This window comes from Enterobacteriaceae bacterium Kacie_13 (assembly GCA_013457415.1).
GTDB lineage: Bacteria > Pseudomonadota > Gammaproteobacteria > Enterobacterales > Enterobacteriaceae > Rahnella.
This window is the reverse complement of record CP045665.1, coordinates 319,253-338,045: the sequence shown is the minus strand read 5'-3', so window position 1 is coordinate 338,045 and position 18,793 is coordinate 319,253. Positions and strand designations below refer to the sequence as shown.

Sequence of the window (18,793 nt, the reverse complement as noted above, 5' to 3'; positions counted from 1 at the left end):
TTTTTTATAAGTAGGGTAAGAAGGATCAGGCCAGCAGCTGATAGCCCGGCAGTGTCAGGAAGTCGATAAGCTCATCCTGTGTAGTGATTTTTTCCATCAAAGCAGCAGCCTGCGTGAAGCGGCCAGCGCTGAAACGTTGTTCGCCCAGCTCCTGTTGAATTACCAGCATTTCTTCATTCAGCAGGCGGCGGAACATCGGCTTGGTCACCGGCTGGCCATCGCTGAGCGTTTTACCGTGATGGATCCACTGCCAGATAGAGGTACGGGAAATTTCTGCAGTGGCGGCATCTTCCATCAGCCCGTAAATCGGCACACAACCGTTGCCCGAGATCCAGGCTTCGATGTACTGGATCGCCACACGAATATTGGCACGCATGCCCTCTTCCGTGCGTTCGCCGGAGCAGGGTTCCAGCAGCTGCTGAGTGGTGATTTCTGCATCTTCTTCGCGCGTCACATGCAGCTGGTTGGTGCGCGAGCCGAGTGCTTTGTCAAAGACGGCTAGCACCGTATCGGCCAACCCGGGATGCGCGATCCAGGTACCGTCATGTCCGTTTTTTGCCTCAAGTTCTTTATCGGTTCTCACTTTGTTCAGCACCCATTCATTGCGCTGGACATCTTTGCTGGGAATAAATGCCGCCATGCCGCCCATCGCAAAAGCTCCACGACGATGACAGGTCTTGATCAGCAGCCTCGAGTAAGCGCTGAGGAAAGGCTGGGTCATGGTGACCGACTGGCGATCGGGTAAAACACGATCGCTGTGATTTTTTAGCGTTTTGATATAGCTGAAAATGTAATCCCACCGGCCACAGTTGAGGCCAACAATGTGGTCACGCAGGTGGTAGAGGATTTCGTCCATCTGGAAAACGGCGGGCAACGTCTCAATTAATACGGTGGCTTTGATTGTGCCTCGCGGTAACTCTGCGTAGTTCTCGGCAAAGCTGAAGACCTGACTCCACCAGTCAGCCTCATGATAAGACTGCATTTTTGGCAAATAAAAATAGGGGCCGCTATCTTTGGCGAGCAAGGCGCGATAGTTGTGGAAAAAGTACAAAGCGAAGTCGAACAATGAGCCAGGGATCGCTTCGCCCTGCCATGTCACATGCTTCTCTGGCAGATGCAGACCGCGAACGCGGCAAATCAGCACCGCTGGATCGGGTTTGAGCTGATAAATTTTACCGGATTCATTGGTGTAGCTGATGGTTCCATTTACCGCATCCCGCAAATTGATCTGCCCTTCAATGACCTTCTGCCAGTCAGGAGCCAGTGAATCTTCGAAGTCAGCCATAAAAACTTTTACATTGGCATTGAGCGCGTTAATCACCATTTTTCGCTCAACGGGCCCGGTAATTTCAACGCGACGATCCAATAAATCAGTTGGGATATTACGAATCTTCCAGTCTGAATTTTTAATGGAATCAGTTTCCGAAATGAAATCAGGCAGTTTACCCTGATCAATTTTCTGCTGTACGGCGATACGATCTGCCAACAGTCGATTACGCGATGGGGTGAAACGTACCACCAGTTCTGACAAAAAATCGACGGCTTCTTCCGTCAGTATAAGGGCTTCATGCTCGCCAAAAAGGCGTGTAAAACCAAGCTGACTGCGGGTAATTTGCTCTGACATCGCTAATCTCCTGATTTATCTGTTTAATCTGTTTAATCTGCCAGACTACCTCACTGAGCAGAGACTATTACGGTAGGAAACAAACCAGTCTCGTCGGCCAATCTCTATGACGATTTTTTCTGGTTATTTATCACCCGATAGACTTAAGCGTAATCAGGAATCATATAAAATCAAAAACGATTTCCATTTTATTTTTAATTTATAAATCTCTTCTTTTTAATCAAATAGATGGGTTGGAAAATAATTTATCTAAAATGATAATGAATTTCGAAATTTGGAGAAGACAGTGGAAGGGATGTACCGAAAGTGCGGGTGATAGCGGGGAAGGAGGAAATCCGGCAGACGATCAGCCGAGATCGTCTGCCGGATCTATAAGTCTGTTATTCCAGGGTTGGATTCATCTGGCGAAGATCAAATGGTGTGATCTGATAGACGTAGTAGTTTAGCCAGTTCGTAAAAAGCAGATGGCCGTGGCTACGCCAGGTCGCTTTTGGCGAAAGTTCGGCATTATCTTGCGGAAAATAGTTGTAAGGCATGTCTGGAGTTAGCCCTGCTGCGATATCTCGGAGATATTCACCGGCCAGAGTACCTGCATCATACTCAGGATGCCCGGTGACGAAGGCCATTCGCTTATCTCTAGTCGCAAACAGATAAGCCCCCGCTTCTTCCGATTCAGCAAAAATATCGAGATCCGTGTACTGACGCAGCACATCTGCCGGGAAATCTGCGTAGCGAGAGTGCGGGGCCAGGAAAGTTTCATCAAATCCGCGGGTTAGCAATGCAACGGATTGCAGCGTCTGATGTGGATAAACACCTGACAGCTTGGCTTCGCGCGTCATTTTTGGAATATCGTACAACACGTTTAAAGCCGCCTGAACTGCCCAGCATACGAATAGAGTAGAAGTAACGTGCTCCTTTGCCCAGTGGATAACACGCTCTATCTCAGGCCAGTAGGCGACATCACAGAAATCGACGAGCCCGAGGGGTGCTCCGGTGACAATCAGACCGTCATAGTTGTCATGCTGGATATCTTCGAAGTCACAGTAGAAGTTATCAAGATGCTCAGCTGGCGTATTTTTTGACTCACGGTTATCGATGCGCAGAAGTTGTACGTCAATTTGCAAAGGAGAGTTGGAAAGTAGCCGTAAAAACTGATTCTCGGTCTCAATTTTCTTTGGCATCAGGTTGAGTACCAGCACTTTCAAAGGTCTGATTTCCTGTGTTTTTGCACGTGACGAGGTCATCACAAAGACATTCTCATTGCGCAAGAAATTCACGGCTGGTAACTCATCTGGAACCCGGATCGGCATAGCAACTTCCTCACTGCATCCATTTATACGTTTAGACTTCTAGACAGCCGAAGATAGCGAACTTTAGGAGCAATGTCGAGCCTGCAGGCGATAAGTGAAAATGTTTCAGCTTCGGTTATTTATTTAGACGTTCGGGATATATAGAGACGTACATCAAGGGAATTAAGAGATAAAAATATGGATCATTGGCAGGGAATTTGAGCAGAAAAGGTTCTGGAATGTAAACGAAAACACCCATTCTCCCTTCTTACCCCACCCAAATCCCAGACAGACAAAAGCCCCGTACTTTCGTACGGGGCTTTTGTCTTTATTTGATGCCTGGCAGTTCCCTACTCTCGCATGGGGAGACCCCACACTACCATCGGCGCTACGGCGTTTCACTTCTGAGTTCGGCATGGGGTCAGGTGGGACCACCGCGCTACTGCCGCCAGGCAAATTCTGTTTCATCCATACCGCATTGTGCTATACACACCCCGCCGTACGAACCAATCTCGGAACATTCGCTGAAAATCTACTTCTCCACGCTCGCGCGCAGCTGAGTCTCTCTAAAAACACCTTTGGTGTTGTAAGGTTAAGCCTCTCGGGTCATTAGTACTGGTTAGCTCAATGCATCGCTGCACTTACACACCCAGCCTATCAACGTCTTAGTCTTAAACGTCCCTTCAGGTGGCTTAAAGCCACAGGGAAGACTCATCTCGAGGCAAGTTTCGCGCTTAGATGCTTTCAGCGCTTATCTTTTCCGCATTTAGCTACCGGGCAATGCCATTGGCATGACAACCCGAACACCAGTGATGCGTCCACTCCGGTCCTCTCGTACTAGGAGCAGCCCCTCTCAATCTTCCAACGCCCACGGCAGATAGGGACCGAACTGTCTCACGACGTTCTAAACCCAGCTCGCGTACCACTTTAAACGGCGAACAGCCGTACCCTTGGGACCTACTTCAGCCCCAGGATGTGATGAGCCGACATCGAGGTGCCAAACACCGCCGTCGATATGAACTCTTGGGCGGTATCAGCCTGTTATCCCCGGAGTACCTTTTATCCGTTGAGCGATGGCCCTTCCATTCAGAACCACCGGATCACTATGACCTACTTTCGTACCTGCTCGAGCCGTCACTCTCGCAGTCAAGCTAGCTTATGCCATTGCACTAACCTCACGATGTCCGACCGTGATTAGCTAACCTTCGTGCTCCTCCGTTACTCTTTAGGAGGAGACCGCCCCAGTCAAACTACCCACCAGACACTGTCCTCACCCCGGATTACGGGGCCGAGTTAGAACATCAAACATTAAAGGGTGGTATTTCAAGGTTGGCTCCACGCAGACTGGCGTCCACGCTTCAAAGCCTCCCACCTATCCTACACATCAAGGCTCAATGTTCAGTGTCAAGCTATAGTAAAGGTTCACGGGGTCTTTCCGTCTTGCCGCGGGTACACTGCATCTTCACAGCGAGTTCAATTTCACTGAGTCTCGGGTGGAGACAGCCTGGCCATCATTACGCCATTCGTGCAGGTCGGAACTTACCCGACAAGGAATTTCGCTACCTTAGGACCGTTATAGTTACGGCCGCCGTTTACCGGGGCTTCGATCAAGAGCTTCGCATTGCTGCTAACCCCATCAATTAACCTTCCGGCACCGGGCAGGCGTCACACCGTATACGTCCACTTTCGTGTTTGCACAGTGCTGTGTTTTTATTAAACAGTTGCAGCCAGCTGGTATCTGCGACTGGCTTCGGCTCCGAGAGCAAGTCTCTTCACCTACGTGCCAGCGTGCCTTCTCCCGAAGTTACGGCACCATTTTGCCTAGTTCCTTCACCCGAGTTCTCTCAAGCGCCTGAGTATTCTCTACCTGACCACCTGTGTCGGTTTGGGGTACGATTTCGTGTTACCTGGAGCTTAGAGGCTTTTCCTGGAAGCATGGCATCAACTACTTCACCACCGTAGTGGCTCGTTATCACGCCTCAGGGTTAATATGCAACCGGATTTACCAAGTCACACCCCCTACACGCTTGAACCGGGACAACCGTCGCCCGGCTAGCCTAGCCTTCTCCGTCCCCCCTTCGCAGTAACACCAAGTGCTGGAATATTAACCAGCTTCCCATCGACTACGCTTTTCAGCCTCGCCTTAGGGGTCGACTCACCCTGCCCCGATTAACGTTGGACAGGAACCCTTGGTCTTCCGGCGTGCGGGTTTTTCACCCGCATTATCGTTACTTATGTCAGCATTCGCACTTCTGATACCTCCAGCAACCCTCACAGGTCACCTTCGACGGCTTACAGAACGCTCCCCTACCCAACAACGCCTAAGCGTCGCTGCCGCAGCTTCGGTGCATGGTTTAGCCCCGTTACATCTTCCGCGCAGGCCGACTCGACCAGTGAGCTATTACGCTTTCTTTAAATGATGGCTGCTTCTAAGCCAACATCCTGGCTGTCTATGCCTTCCCACATCGTTTCCCACTTAACCATGACTTTGGGACCTTAGCTGGCGGTCTGGGTTGTTTCCCTCTTCACGACGGACGTTAGCACCCGCCGTGTGTCTCCCGTGATAACATTCTTCGGTATTCGGAGTTTGCATCGAGTTGGTAAGCCGGGATGGCCCCCTAGTCGAAACAGTGCTCTACCCCCGAAGATGAGTTCACGAGGCGCTACCTAAATAGCTTTCGGGGAGAACCAGCTATCTCCCGGTTTGATTGGCCTTTCACCCCCAGCCACAAGTCATCCGCTAATTTTTCAACATTAGTCGGTTCGGTCCTCCAGTTAGTGTTACCCAACCTTCAACCTGCCCATGGCTAGATCACCGGGTTTCGGGTCTATACCTTGCAACTTGACGCCCAGTTAAGACTCGGTTTCCCTACGGCTCCCCTATTCGGTTAACCTTGCTACAAAATATAAGTCGCTGACCCATTATACAAAAGGTACGCAGTCACCCAACAAAGTAGGCTCCCACTGCTTGTACGTACACGGTTTCAGGTTCTATTTCACTCCCCTCGCCGGGGTTCTTTTCGCCTTTCCCTCACGGTACTGGTTCACTATCGGTCAGTCAGGAGTATTTAGCCTTGGAGGATGGTCCCCCCATATTCAGACAGGATGTCACGTGTCCCGCCCTACTCATCGAACTCACAACAAGTGCATTTTTGTGTACGGGACTATCACCCTATACTGTGCGACTTTCCAGACGCTTCCACTAATGCACAAACTGATTCAGGTTCTGGGCTCTTCCCCGTTCGCTCGCCGCTACTGGGGGAATCTCGGTTGATTTCTTTTCCTCGGGGTACTTAGATGTTTCAGTTCCCCCGGTTCGCCTTGCATGGCTATGTATTCACCATGCAATAGTGTGTCGAAACACACTGGGTTTCCCCATTCGGGTATCGTCGGTTATAACGGTTCATATCACCTTACCGACGCTTTTCGCAGATTAGCACGCCCTTCATCGCCTCTGACTGCCTAGGCATCCACCGTGTACGCTTAGTCGCTTAACCTCACAACCCGAAGGTGTCTTAAAGACATCATCGCGCTGCGATTATTTGAGAGACTCTATTACAGACAAAAGCACCACTCAGTACTTCTACGGAGAGTGATGTTCAGCTGTAATCTTTCAATTTTCAGCTTGTTCCAGATTGTTAAAGAGCAATATCTTAAACACGACTCGTTAAAGTCATCTTTAAGATATTCAGGTGATAATGTCTTTCACACATTATCGGAGTGGCGTCCCCAAGGGGATTCGAACCCCTGTTACAGCCGTGAAAGGGCAGTGTCCTAGGCCTCTAGACGATGGGGACACGAAAAATCCGCACCAGACCCCGTAAAGGGCTTGGCACTTTTCGCATCAGCGTAAGGTCTCCCTTACCGCATCAACAGGTGCTCTTGCTCATTAATTTCATCAGACAATCTGTGTGGACACTGCACAATGCGTATCTTTAGGTAAGGAGGTGATCCAACCGCAGGTTCCCCTACGGTTACCTTGTTACGACTTCACCCCAGTCATGAATCACAAAGTGGTAAGCGCCCTCCCGAAGGTTAAGCTACCTACTTCTTTTGCAACCCACTCCCATGGTGTGACGGGCGGTGTGTACAAGGCCCGGGAACGTATTCACCGTAGCATTCTGATCTACGATTACTAGCGATTCCGACTTCATGGAGTCGAGTTGCAGACTCCAATCCGGACTACGACATACTTTATGAGGTCCGCTTGCTCTCGCGAGTTTGCTTCTCTTTGTATATGCCATTGTAGCACGTGTGTAGCCCTACTCGTAAGGGCCATGATGACTTGACGTCATCCCCACCTTCCTCCGGTTTATCACCGGCAGTCTCCTTTGAGTTCCCGACATGACTCGCTGGCAACAAAGGATAAGGGTTGCGCTCGTTGCGGGACTTAACCCAACATTTCACAACACGAGCTGACGACAGCCATGCAGCACCTGTCTCACGGTTCCCGAAGGCACTAAGCTATCTCTAGCGAATTCCGTGGATGTCAAGAGTAGGTAAGGTTCTTCGCGTTGCATCGAATTAAACCACATGCTCCACCGCTTGTGCGGGCCCCCGTCAATTCATTTGAGTTTTAACCTTGCGGCCGTACTCCCCAGGCGGTCGACTTAACGCGTTAGCTCCGGAAGCCACGCCTCAAGGGCACAACCTCCAAGTCGACATCGTTTACAGCGTGGACTACCAGGGTATCTAATCCTGTTTGCTCCCCACGCTTTCGCACCTGAGCGTCAGTCTTTGTCCAGGGGGCCGCCTTCGCCACCGGTATTCCTCCAGATCTCTACGCATTTCACCGCTACACCTGGAATTCTACCCCCCTCTACAAGACTCTAGCTTGCCAGTTTCAAATGCAGTTCCCAAGTTAAGCTCGGGGATTTCACATCTGACTTAACAAACCGCCTGCGTGCGCTTTACGCCCAGTAATTCCGATTAACGCTTGCACCCTCCGTATTACCGCGGCTGCTGGCACGGAGTTAGCCGGTGCTTCTTCTGCGAGTAACGTCAATCGCTGCAGCTATTAACTACAGCGCCTTCCTCCTCGCTGAAAGTGCTTTACAACCCTAAGGCCTTCTTCACACACGCGGCATGGCTGCATCAGGCTTGCGCCCATTGTGCAATATTCCCCACTGCTGCCTCCCGTAGGAGTCTGGACCGTGTCTCAGTTCCAGTGTGGCTGGTCATCCTCTCAGACCAGCTAGGGATCGTCGCCTAGGTGAGCCATTACCCCACCTACTAGCTAATCCCATCTGGGCACATCCGATGGCGTGAGGCCCGAAGGTCCCCCACTTTGCTCTTGCGAGGTCATGCGGTATTAGCTACCGTTTCCAGTAGTTATCCCCCTCCATCAGGCAGTTTCCCAGACATTACTCACCCGTCCGCCGCTCGTCACCCAGAGAGCAAGCTCTCCCGTGCTACCGCTCGACTTGCATGTGTTAGGCCTGCCGCCAGCGTTCAATCTGAGCCATGATCAAACTCTTCAATTAAAAGTTCGATTTGCTTAAACACGTTAAGCGGTGCTCAAAGATTACTTCGTAATAATTCAACTAAATGAATTACTGCTTGGTCACTCTAAGACTTGATATTTTTTGCCACCGAGGTGGCTGATATCGTCTTGTGAGTGCCCACACAGATTGTCTGATAAATTGTTAAAGAGCATGCCGCGGTTCGCAAGGAATCTTATGCGGCGCGGGAGGCGTATATTACGTTTTCCCGCTGAAGAGTCAAGAGATTATTCATTCGAACTTTCATCTTTTTCTCTTCCTGTCCGAGCGACTTCTCAGTCGTTGTTCCCGGTCAGTGGAGGCGCATTATAGGGAGTTCTCAGAAGGCCGCAACCCTTAATTTAAAAAAACTTTCTGAATGCTTTCTTTTTGGTCTAAACGTTTATAAAGCCCGCATTAGTGTGATTTTTTATACGATATCTGCCCAAAATCCTCAGCGAATTTAGCCACCTGCTGCCAGTCTGTGTATTCAACTTCTTTACTAGTATCCGTTTCGCCCCCGGTCATACGCATAATAAGTTGGATCATGACCTTATCCAGCCAGCGATAACGGGGATAACGCAGCGCACCGGCAAAGACGCCACAGATTGCAGGTTCCCATGGCGAGCTAAGTAGGAATTTTCGCACATAAGCATTAGTCTGCGGGCTGCGTTTCTCGGGCTTACGGGCGGTGAGGTTGACACCAAAGAAGGCTGATGGCATCTGATTAAGCGTATCAGCGTGCTTCTTCACGAACTTATCCAGTACCACATTAAAGTGACCATAACGAATAGATGCGCCGATCATCACCTGGTCGTAGATTTTCAAATCCACATGCTCAGCGTGAGCCAGATCGATGACATCGCAGTTGCACTTCTCTTTCAGCTCGCTGGCAATATAAGAAGATATGGCATGAGTCTGCCCGTCACGGCTTGAGTAGAGTATCAACGCTTTCATTCTTATTTCCCTTTCCAAAACTTATTCGCGCCAGAACGTCGGCGTAAACAGGACTAATAGTGTGAAGACCTCAAGACGACCAAACAGCATGGTGACGATCAGGATCCATTTCGCCACAGAATTCATGGACGCAAAGTTATCGGCGACAACGCCCAGTCCCGGCCCCAGGTTGTTAAGCGTGGCCGTGACAGCGGCGAATGCCGAGAAGTTATCCACGCCAGTCGCAACAATTGCCAGCATGCTGACAATAAACACCAGCGCATAAGCCGAGAAAAATCCCCATACGGCTTCGATGATACGTTCCGGCAGCGCGCGGTTACCCAGCTTAATGGTGTAAACCGCATTCGGATGAACCAGCCTTTTCAGTTCGCGCGAGCCTTGTAAATACAACAGGAGGATACGAATAACCTTCAGGCCACCGCCGGTCGAACCGGCACAGCCGCCGATAAACGCTGAACACAATAATAGAAGAGGAAGGAATAGCGGCCACTTCGAAATACTGTCTGTGGTGTAACCCGCCGTGGTGGCCATTGATACCACCTGGAAGAACGCCTGATTAATGGTCTCCAGCCCCGACCCGTAGACATTATGGATCCACAGAACAATCGTGCAGATGACCACCAGCGTAAACTGTACGCCAATGAACATGCGGAATTCCGGATCACGCCAGTACACCTTCAGGTTACGGCCACTCAACATCGCGAAGTGCAGACCATAGTTACAACCGGAGATCAGCAGGAACACAGCGATAATGCTGTTGATGGTGCCGCTATGGAAATAACCGATGCTGGCGTCATGTGTCGAGAAGCCGCCGATGGCAATGGTGGAGAAGCTATGCCCGATGGCATCGAAAACCGACATCCCTGCGCCCCATAGCGATAATGCACAGGCGATAGTCAGCAACACATAGATCAGCCACAGGGTTTTCGCCGTTTCAGCAATGCGCGGGCGCATCTTATTATCTTTCAACGGCCCCGGCATTTCAGCGCGATACAGCTGCATCCCACCAACGCCCAATATCGGCAGGATGGCTACGGCGAGCACGATGATCCCCATACCGCCAAACCATTGCAGCATTTGCCGGTAGAACAGAATCGCTTTCGGTAAGGAATCCAGCCCGACCAGAGTAGTCGCACCGGTCGTCGTCAGGCCGGAGAAAGATTCAAAGAACGCATCGGTGAGTGAGAGGTTTGGCCGTTCGGAGAACAGAAAGGGTAATGCCCCGACGCTGCCCAGCACCGTCCAGAACAGAACCACGATGAGAAAACCCTCGCGCGGCTTCAGTTCACTCTTCTGCTTTCGATTGGGGAGCCAGAGGAAGAGTCCAATCGTCAGGGCGACGAAGAACGTCTGACTGAACGCACGTCCCGCACCGTCTCGATAAATCAGGGCGACCAGACCGGGAATGATCATCGTTCCGGAAAACAGGATGACAAGCACCCCGACGATGCGTGTTATGGCACGAAAATGCATGCTGGTGCGTTCCTCAGCGAATTAACCATAGAAAAAAATTAAGAAACCGGACGCAGAAGGAGCGTGCCACGGCTGATATCGAACAGATGACTGACCGTTGCCGTTGCATCAGCAGCGGGCAGCGCCAGAACGAGATCGACCGCAGCGCCAAACTCACTGCGTAAAATATGCCCGCCGACTTGCGAAAGCAGCGTTTCCACCAGCTGTAACTGGCTGTAATCACACTGCACCGCGAATTCTGCCAGCGGAACTTTTTGCTGCACGGTAAGTTGTTTTAATGCCTGCTGAACCCCGCCGCCATAGGCTTTTACCAGCCCGCCGGTGCCCAGCATAATGCCACCGTAATAACGCACGACGACGGCAGCGATTTCTCCGACGCCACTCCCCATCAGCTGACTGAGGATGGGTTTGCCCGCGGTACCTGCCGGTTCGCCATCATCAGAAAAACCCAGCTGTTGCGAATCATCCGGCGCACCCGCCACAAACGCCCAGCAGTGATGACGCGCTGCCGGATGCTGATGTCGTATGTCCTGAATAAACGTTTTCGCCGCTTCAACGCCTTCTGTTCTTGCCAGTAAGGTAATGAAGCGGCTCTTCTTTATCTCCTCGCTGAAAGTAACCGGCTCAGCGGGAACAGGATACGGCTGCATCAGGCCAGCTTAAGATCACGGGTCATGTTTTCGATACGGTTATCGTGGATAACAATGTTGTCCTCGATACGGATCCCGCCAAACGGCTTCATTGCCTCGATACGATCCCAGGCAAAGTGCTTACTGAATTGCCCTTCGCGCAACGGCCCCAGCAGCGAATCGATAAAATACAAACCCGGTTCGATGGTCAGCACCATGCCCGGCTCAATCACGCGGGTGCAACGCAGATACGGATACTGCGAAGGCGCAGCCTGATGGGTACCTTTATCGTCCTGCATAAAGCCAGCGACGTCATGCACCTGCAATCCCAGCGGATGCCCAAGACCATGCGGCAGGAATGGCCCGGTCAGGTTCTGTTCCACCATCGCGTCTTCACTGATATCCACCACCAGCTTGTGCGCTTTCAATAGTTTGGCAATACGGTGATGCATCTGAACATGATAGTCGGTATAGCGTACGCCGGACTTAATTGAGTCAACTAAAGCCAGTTGCTCGGTATTGAGATCTTTTACCAGCGCACCGAAATCACTGTCCGGTTTCCCGGCATAGGTGCGGGTAAGATCAGCGGCATAACCGTTGTATTCCGCACCAGCGTCCAGCAGGAAGCTACGCATCTCGGACGGCGGCTGGTTATCGAGCGTGGTGTAATGCAGTACGGACGCGTGTTCGTTCAGCGCAACAATATTGTCATACGGCACATCGGTATCGCGGTGGCCGGTGGCGGTGAGATACGCCAGATTGATATCAAACTCGCTCATCCCTGACAGGAACGCTTCTTTCGCCGCGCGATGTCCGCTGACTGCCACTTTCTGCGCTTCACGCATACAGGCCAGCTCATAGCCTGTTTTATACGAACGATGATAATGCAGGAAATCCAGCACCGCTTTGGGATTCACATTAGCAGCGGGCACGCCCATGCTGATGGCGCGATCCTGGCTTGAACCGATATAACCGACGCGCTTCAGGTCTACCGGCAACTGACCTTTGATATCATCGGCGTTAGCCAGCGGCGTAATAGCGACTTCTTTGGTCCAGAACGAGTCCGGTAGCGGCTCGTGGCTGTGCCAGTAGTCGACCGGCGAATAGAACCACAGCTTCGGCGCATTCACACCATCGACCCACAACCAACAGTTCGGCACTTTGGTGACCGGCACCCAGGCTTTGAATTGCGGATTCACTTTAAAGGGATAACTGTGGTCATCAAGGAAGGTCGTTATCAGTTCACCGGAGTGAATAAGTAACGCATCAAGCTGAGAACGTTGCAGAATTTCGCGGGTACGCGACTGCAACGTGGCGATATGTTCTTTATAAAGCGTAGTAAGCGATTCCATCCAACTGTCCTTTTTTCACCTGAAAGACGATGCAGCATCTTATCACAGCCTTACGCCAGCCATAGTCCCGGAAGGTTTGTGATCTTGCCTGCAAATAAAACACATCTCATTTGCATATTATTAACATAATAACCACACTCGAAAGCATCTGGTCATACCAGATCATCCCAGATGATTCAGGAGAGACACATGCTTTACCAAGGCGAAACATTACACCTGCACTGGCTCGACGAGGGTATCGCGGAGCTGGTGTTCGACGCTCCGGGCTCGGTGAATAAGCTTGATACCCAAACAGTCGCCAGCTTAGGCGAGGCGATTGCGGTACTCGAAAAACAGTCCGATCTGAAAGGTTTGCTGCTCAGCTCAGCCAAACCTGCTTTTATCGTCGGCGCAGATATCACTGAGTTTTTGTCCCTGTTCAACGCGCCAGCGGAGAAATTGCATGAGTGGCTGAATTTCGCCAACAGCATTTTCAACCGGCTTGAAGATTTACCGGTACCGACACTTTCTGCCATCAGCGGTTATGCGCTGGGCGGCGGCTGCGAGTGTGTGCTGGCGACTGATTTTCGTATCAGCACCGCTGACGCGCGCATTGGTTTACCGGAAACCAGCTTAGGCATTATGCCGGGCTTCGGTGGTTCCGTTCGCCTCCCGCGCCTGATCGGTACCGACAGCGCCCTGGAAATTATCGCCGCAGGTAAAAACATCAGCGGGAAAGAAGCCCTGAAAGTCGGGCTGGTCGATGCGGTGATTGATGCCGATAAGCTGCGAGACGCCGGGATTTCTATGCTCAGACAGGCGGTTGACGGCAAACTGGAATGGCGAAGCCGCCGTGACCCGAAACGCCTGCCGCTCAAACTTAGCCATATTGAAGCTGCGATGAGTTTCAGCGTGGCGAAAAGCATGGTCATGCAAAACGCTGGCAAACACTATCCGGCTCCGATAACCGCAGTCAAAACCATTGAAGCCGCCGCGCGTCTTGGCCGCGACGAAGCACTCAAATTAGAAACCGCCAGCTTTGTGCCTCTCGCACAATCCAAAGAAGCGCGGGCGCTGGTCAGCATTTTCCTTAACGATCAGTTCGTCAAAGCCAAAGCTAAAAAACTGGCGCATGACAGCGAAAAACCGTTGCAGGCCGCCGTCCTGGGCGCAGGCATTATGGGCGGCGGGATCGCTTACCAGTCCGCGCTGAAAGGTGTGCCGGTCATGATGAAAGATATCAATGATCAGTCCCTGACACTCGGCATGAACGAAGCCGCCAAGTTGCTCAACAAGCAGCTTGAGCGTGGAAAGCTCGATGGACTGAAGATGGCGAAAGTGCTTTCGACCATTCATCCGACGCTGGATTACAGCGGCATCAAACGCGCCAACGTGGTGGTCGAAGCTGTAGTGGAAAATCCAAAAGTGAAAGCCGCAGTGCTGGCCGAAGCTGAATCGTTACTCGACGCCGATACCGTTCTGGCCTCCAATACCTCAACCATTCCTATCGATCAACTGGCTGCCTCGCTGAAACGCCCGGAAAACTTCTGCGGCATGCACTTCTTCAACCCGGTGCACCGTATGCCGCTGGTGGAAATTGTTCGTGGCGCGAAAACTTCAGATAAAACGCTGTCGCGCATCGTCTCTTATGCGCTGACCATGGGCAAAACACCGATCGTAGTCAACGACTGTCCGGGGTTCTTCGTTAACCGCGTCCTGTTTCCATACTTCTCCGGCTTTAGTTTGCTGCTGCGTGACGGCGCTGACTTCCGTCAGATCGACAAAGTGATGGAAAAACAGTTCGGCTGGCCGATGGGCCCGGCGTATCTGCTGGACGTGGTCGGCATCGACACCGCACATCATGCACAGGCAGTGATGGCGGCTGGATTCCCGCAGCGTATGGCACGGGACTATCGCGACGCAGTGGACGTGTTATTCGATAACCGCCGTTTTGGTCAGAAAAATCAGTTGGGCTTCTACCGTTACAGCGAAGACAGCAAAGGCAAACCACGTAAAGAAGTGGATGAACAGGCGCTCAGCCTGCTGGCTGAAAACCTCAAACCGTCTCACGCTGACTTCTCACCGCAGGACATCATTGCCCGCATGATGATCCCGATGATTAACGAAGTCGTCCGCTGTTTTGAGGAAGGCATCATCGCCAGCCCGGCAGAAGCGGATATGGCGCTGGTGTACGGCATCGGTTTCCCTCCGTTCCACGGCGGTCCGTTCCGTTATCTCGATACGATCGGCACGGCTGAATATCTGAAAATGACCGAACATTACGCGCACCTGGGGCCGATGTATCAGGCACCGGACGGGCTTCGCGCCAAAGCGCAAACCAATGAAAGTTACTACCCGGTTGCGGCTCCGCTGGAAAACATCAGCACCGGTAATCAGGCATAAGGACCGAAATCATGGAAAACGTAGTCATAGTTGACGCAGTCCGCACGCCGATGGGTCGTTCGAAGGGCGGTGCATTCCGCCACGTCAGGGCTGAAGATTTATCCGCACATCTGATGCGTGCCGTACTTGCACGCAACCCGGCGCTGGATGCCAAAAACATTGATGATATCTACTGGGGTTGCGTACAGCAGACGCTGGAACAGGGCTTTAACATTGCCCGCAACGCTGCTTTGCTGGCCGAGATCCCACATAGCGTACCGGCTACTACCGTCAACCGTCTGTGCGGCTCGTCGATGCAGGCACTGCATGACGCGGCACGCGCCATTATGGTCGGTGACGCACAGGTCAGTCTGATTGGAGGCGTGGAACATATGGGCCACGTCCCGATGAATCACGGCGTAGATTTCCATCCCGGCCTGAGTAAAACTGTCGCAAAAGCTGCCGGTATGATGGGGCTGACTGCAGAAATGCTGGCGAAAATGCACCAAATCAGTCGTGAAATGCAGGATGAATTCGCTGCGCGTTCGCATCAGCGTGCGCATGCCGCAACGCTTGCCGGACACTTTGCTCACGAAATCGTACCGACCGAAGGCCATAACGCAGAAGGCGTGCTGACCCGATATGATTTTGACGAGGTAATCCGCCCGGAAACCACGGTCGCGACGCTGGCCGCGCTGCGTCCGGCATTCGACCCGGTCAACGGCACCGTCACCGCAGGCACCTCATCGGCACTCTCCGATGGCGCTTCGGCAATGCTGCTGATGAGCGAATCCCACGCAAAATCATTAGGCCTGAAAGCACGCGCTAGAATTCGCGCAATGGCGGTGGTCGGCTGCGATCCTTCAATTATGGGTTACGGCCCGGTTCCCGCCACGCGTCTTGCGCTTAAACGCGCCGGGCTGAGCGTTCAGGATATCGGCCTTTTCGAGCTCAATGAAGCGTTCGCCGCACAGGCTCTGCCGTGCGTGAAAGATCTGGGGCTGCTGGAAACCATGGAAGAACGCGTCAACCTCAACGGCGGCGCGATTGCTCTGGGACATCCGCTGGGATGTTCGGGGTCGCGTATTTCTACTACCCTGCTGAACCTGATGGAACGCCGCGATGTCCAGTTTGGTGTCGCGACTATGTGTATTGGTTTAGGTCAGGGCATCGCGACCGTTTTCGAACGCGTCTGATTTTCCGTTATCTGAATAAAGAAAAAGCGGGCATCTCAGCCCGCTTTTTATAAATCTCGTCTTCCCGTTTTAGTTGCCGTCTTCCCGCCTGTCAGGGGCGGGCTTTTTCATGATTCGCGATGCACTGCTCAAATCAGATGAAAGAGAACGCATCACCAAATAAACGGTCTTCCAGCGCGCCGCGCTCTGCCACAAAACGCTCACGGGCAATTTTTGCCATCTCAAAACGTCCGGCGATATAAATATCATGTTCGGCCAGGGAGGAGAAATCCTGCAATACCGCACTCAGCACGGTGCCGCTTCTCCCCTGCCAGCCGTCTTCAGGCTGCTCCACAACCGGGATCACTTTCAGATTCGGGTGATGAATGCTCAGCGCTTCCAGTTCACCCAGATCATACAGGTGCTTCAGTTCGCGTCCGCCCCAGTAGATCGAAATATCGCGATGAGGCTGCTGTTCCAGCGCGGTGATCAGAATCGAACGCACGTAGGAGAAACCGGTACCGCCGGCGATAAGCACCAACGGACGTTGGCCTTCTTCGCGTAACCACGCATCGCCGTGAGGAATATCCACGGTAATAGACTGCTCCTTCAGAATGCGATCCATTACCGCCATCGCGTACAGATTCAGTTCGGACGCGCCAATATGCAACTCGATCACGTTATGTTCAGCAGGCGTCGAGGCCAGTGAGAACGGACGCTTATCGCGCTCGTCCATCACGACCATCAGATACTGACCCGCGCGGAACGAGAAAGGCGCTTCCGGCAACAGTCGGACCCGATACACTGTATCGGTAATCGCCTCTACCGAGGTCACTTTACAGCTCAATGTTGTCATGCGTTCCCTCTGTGGGTCATCAAAGCAAAGCGTAGGATCCAGCGTCGATTAGTTCTTCGCATCGTCTTTATCATTAAGAATAGAGAGCTCATCCCAGATGGCATCGATACGGGCGGTGACGGCAGGATCCTTCACAATTGGACGCCCCCACTCACGCTGTGTCTCACCCGGCCATTTGTTGGTCGCGTCCATCCCCATTTTCGAACCGAGGCCCGAGACCGGAGAGGCAAAATCGAGATAATCAATTGGCGTGTTTTCTACCAGCACCGTATCACGCGCAGGATCCATGCGGGTGGTAATCGCCCAAATCACGTCGTTCCAGTCACGGGCATTCACATCGTCATCACACACAATCACAAACTTGGTGTACATGAATTGACGCAGAAATGACCAGACCCCCATCATCACGCGCTTCGCATGACCGGGATATTGTTTCTTCATGGTAACGACAGCCATACGGTAGGAGCAACCCTCCGGTGGCAGATAAAAATCAACAATTTCCGGGAATTGTTTTTTCAGGATCGGCACAAAGACTTCATTAAGCGCCACGCCAAGTATCGCCGGCTCATCCGGCGGACGGCCGGTATAAGTCGAATGATAAATAGGATCTTTGCGCTGCGTCATGTGCGTGATCGTGAAGACCGGGAAGCTGTCCACTTCATTATAGTAGCCTGTATGGTCGCCATACGGCCCTTCCGGCGCCATTTCACCCGGTTCGATATACCCTTCAAGCACAATTTCCGCGCTGGCGGGTACTTCGAGATCGTTGGAAATACACTTCACTACTTCAGTTTTATTGCCGCGCAACAAACCGGCAAAAGCGTATTCAGACAGCGAATCAGGCACCGGCGTGACCGCGCCCAAAATCGTAGCCGGATCAGCCCCCAGCGCCACGGCCACAGGGAAACGTTGCCCAGGATGCTTCTGGCACCATTCCTGGAAATCAAGCGCGCCACCGCGATGGGACAACCAGCGCATGATGACTTTGTTTTTCCCCAATACCTGCTGCCGATAAATGCCCAGATTCTGACGTGGCTTATCGGGACCACGGGTGACGGTCAGCCCCCAGGTGATCAGCGGCGCGGCATCTTCCGGCCAGCACTGCATCACTGGAATACGGGTGATATCCACCTCATCGCCTTCCCAAATCTCCTGCTGACAAGGTGCAGAATGCAACACTTTGGTCGGCATATTCAGCACCTGCCGGAACTTAGGTGCTTTGTCGTACAAATCGCGCAAACCGCGCGGCGGCTCAGGTTCTTTGAGGAACGCCAGCAATTCACCGACTTCACGTAACGCACTGACGTCCTCTTTGCCCATGCCCATCGCCACACGCTCAGGTGTGCCGAATAAATTACACAGCACTGGCATGTCATAACCCTTTGGATTTTCGAACAACAACGCCGGGCCGCCCGCACGCAAAGTACGGTCAGCGATTTCGGTCATTTCCAAATAGGGATCGACAGACTGAGTAATGCGTTTCAGTTGGCCTCTCTTTTCGAGTAACGAGAGGAAGTCACGTAAATCACGGTATTTCATGCTGATTCTAAGTCGCCGGGTTGAAGGAAAGCATTATAGAGCCTCTCCTGGGTTGTTG

The 18,793-nt window shown here is 52.3% G+C and carries 10 protein-coding genes, 1 tRNA gene and 3 rRNA genes; 2 read left to right on the top strand and 12 right to left on the bottom strand.

Annotated elements, in window-relative coordinates:
- Positions 1-25: 25 nt before the first annotated feature.
- From aceB to pepQ, 10 genes are all read right to left on the bottom strand, one after another.
- Entirely contained in the window at positions 26-1,624 is a 1,599-nt protein-coding gene (gene aceB, locus GE278_01545; GenBank protein ID QLK59538.1) for a malate synthase A, read from the bottom strand.
- 380 nt (positions 1,625-2,004) lie between these two features.
- Positions 2,005-2,934, bottom strand: a complete 930-nt coding sequence (gene metA / locus GE278_01540) for a homoserine O-succinyltransferase (GenBank protein ID QLK59537.1) — start codon at positions 2,932-2,934, stop codon at positions 2,005-2,007.
- Between the two features lie 316 nt (positions 2,935-3,250).
- A 5S ribosomal RNA gene (rrf, locus tag GE278_01535) occupies positions 3,251-3,366 on the bottom strand.
- A 117-nt stretch (positions 3,367-3,483) separates the two neighbouring features.
- Positions 3,484-6,419: ribosomal RNA gene (locus tag GE278_01530) — 23S ribosomal RNA — on the bottom strand.
- Between the two features lie 215 nt (positions 6,420-6,634).
- Positions 6,635-6,710: transfer RNA gene (locus GE278_01525), tRNA-Glu, on the bottom strand.
- Positions 6,711-6,845: 135 nt separating this feature from the next.
- Positions 6,846-8,397, bottom strand: a 16S ribosomal RNA gene (locus tag GE278_01520).
- Together the 16S, 23S and 5S rRNA genes with 1 tRNA gene alongside form the textbook arrangement of a ribosomal RNA operon.
- Positions 8,398-8,810: 413 nt before the next feature.
- Positions 8,811-9,350: a menaquinone-dependent protoporphyrinogen IX dehydrogenase gene (gene hemG / locus GE278_01515; protein ID QLK59536.1), complete on the bottom strand. Its 540-nt coding sequence runs from the start codon at positions 9,348-9,350 to the stop codon at positions 8,811-8,813.
- 21 nt (positions 9,351-9,371) lie between these two features.
- Positions 9,372-10,823 carry a Trk system potassium transporter TrkH gene (gene trkH, locus GE278_01510; protein ID QLK59535.1) on the bottom strand — a complete coding sequence of 484 codons (1,452 nt, stop codon included), beginning with the start codon at positions 10,821-10,823 and terminating at the stop codon, positions 9,372-9,374.
- 38 nt (positions 10,824-10,861) lie between these two features.
- The gene (locus GE278_01505) at positions 10,862-11,473 is read right to left on the bottom strand and encodes an IMPACT family protein (GenBank protein ID QLK59534.1); all 612 of its coding nucleotides are present in this window, start codon (positions 11,471-11,473) and stop codon (positions 10,862-10,864) included.
- Positions 11,473-12,804: a Xaa-Pro dipeptidase gene (gene pepQ, locus GE278_01500; protein QLK59533.1), complete on the bottom strand. Its 1,332-nt coding sequence runs from the start codon at positions 12,802-12,804 to the stop codon at positions 11,473-11,475. Before pepQ ends, GE278_01505 begins: the two co-directional genes overlap by 1 nt.
- A 189-nt stretch (positions 12,805-12,993) precedes the next feature.
- On the opposite strand from pepQ, the gene fadB reads away from it, so the two are divergent.
- Positions 12,994-15,186, top strand: a complete 2,193-nt coding sequence (gene fadB / locus GE278_01495) for a fatty acid oxidation complex subunit alpha FadB (protein ID QLK59532.1) — start codon at positions 12,994-12,996, stop codon at positions 15,184-15,186.
- 11 nt (positions 15,187-15,197) lie between these two features.
- On the top strand, positions 15,198-16,361 hold the full coding sequence (gene fadA / locus GE278_01490; GenBank protein QLK59531.1) for an acetyl-CoA C-acyltransferase FadA: 1,164 nt from the start codon (positions 15,198-15,200) through the stop codon (positions 16,359-16,361).
- 133 nt (positions 16,362-16,494) lie between these two features.
- Here fadA and GE278_01485 read toward each other — a convergent pair whose 3' ends face one another.
- Both GE278_01485 and ubiD read right to left on the bottom strand, forming a co-directional pair.
- Entirely contained in the window at positions 16,495-17,196 is a 702-nt protein-coding gene (locus GE278_01485; GenBank protein QLK59530.1) for an NAD(P)H-flavin reductase, read from the bottom strand.
- A gap of 48 nt (positions 17,197-17,244) precedes the next feature.
- Positions 17,245-18,735: a 4-hydroxy-3-polyprenylbenzoate decarboxylase gene (gene ubiD / locus GE278_01480; GenBank protein ID QLK59529.1), complete on the bottom strand. Its 1,491-nt coding sequence runs from the start codon at positions 18,733-18,735 to the stop codon at positions 17,245-17,247.
- Positions 18,736-18,793 lie beyond the last annotated feature (58 nt).

Excerpts from the sequence above, each read along its gene's own strand:
- hemG (QLK59536.1), bottom strand. The coding sequence starts at position 9,350 with ATGAAAGCGTTGATACTCTACTCAAGCCGTGACGGGCAGACTCATGCC.
- trkH (QLK59535.1), bottom strand. The coding sequence starts at position 10,823 with ATGCATTTTCGTGCCATAACACGCATCGTCGGGGTGCTTGTCATCCTG.
- ubiD (QLK59529.1), bottom strand. The coding sequence starts at position 18,735 with ATGAAATACCGTGATTTACGTGACTTCCTCTCGTTACTCGAAAAGAGA.
- metA (QLK59537.1), bottom strand. The coding sequence starts at position 2,934 with ATGCCGATCCGGGTTCCAGATGAGTTACCAGCCGTGAATTTCTTGCGC.
- fadA (QLK59531.1), top strand. The coding sequence starts at position 15,198 with ATGGAAAACGTAGTCATAGTTGACGCAGTCCGCACGCCGATGGGTCGT.
- pepQ (QLK59533.1), bottom strand. The coding sequence starts at position 12,804 with ATGGAATCGCTTACTACGCTTTATAAAGAACATATCGCCACGTTGCAG.
- GE278_01505 (QLK59534.1), bottom strand. The coding sequence starts at position 11,473 with ATGCAGCCGTATCCTGTTCCCGCTGAGCCGGTTACTTTCAGCGAGGAG.
- aceB (QLK59538.1), bottom strand. The coding sequence starts at position 1,624 with ATGTCAGAGCAAATTACCCGCAGTCAGCTTGGTTTTACACGCCTTTTT.
- fadB (QLK59532.1), top strand. The coding sequence starts at position 12,994 with ATGCTTTACCAAGGCGAAACATTACACCTGCACTGGCTCGACGAGGGT.
- GE278_01485 (QLK59530.1), bottom strand. The coding sequence starts at position 17,196 with ATGACAACATTGAGCTGTAAAGTGACCTCGGTAGAGGCGATTACCGAT.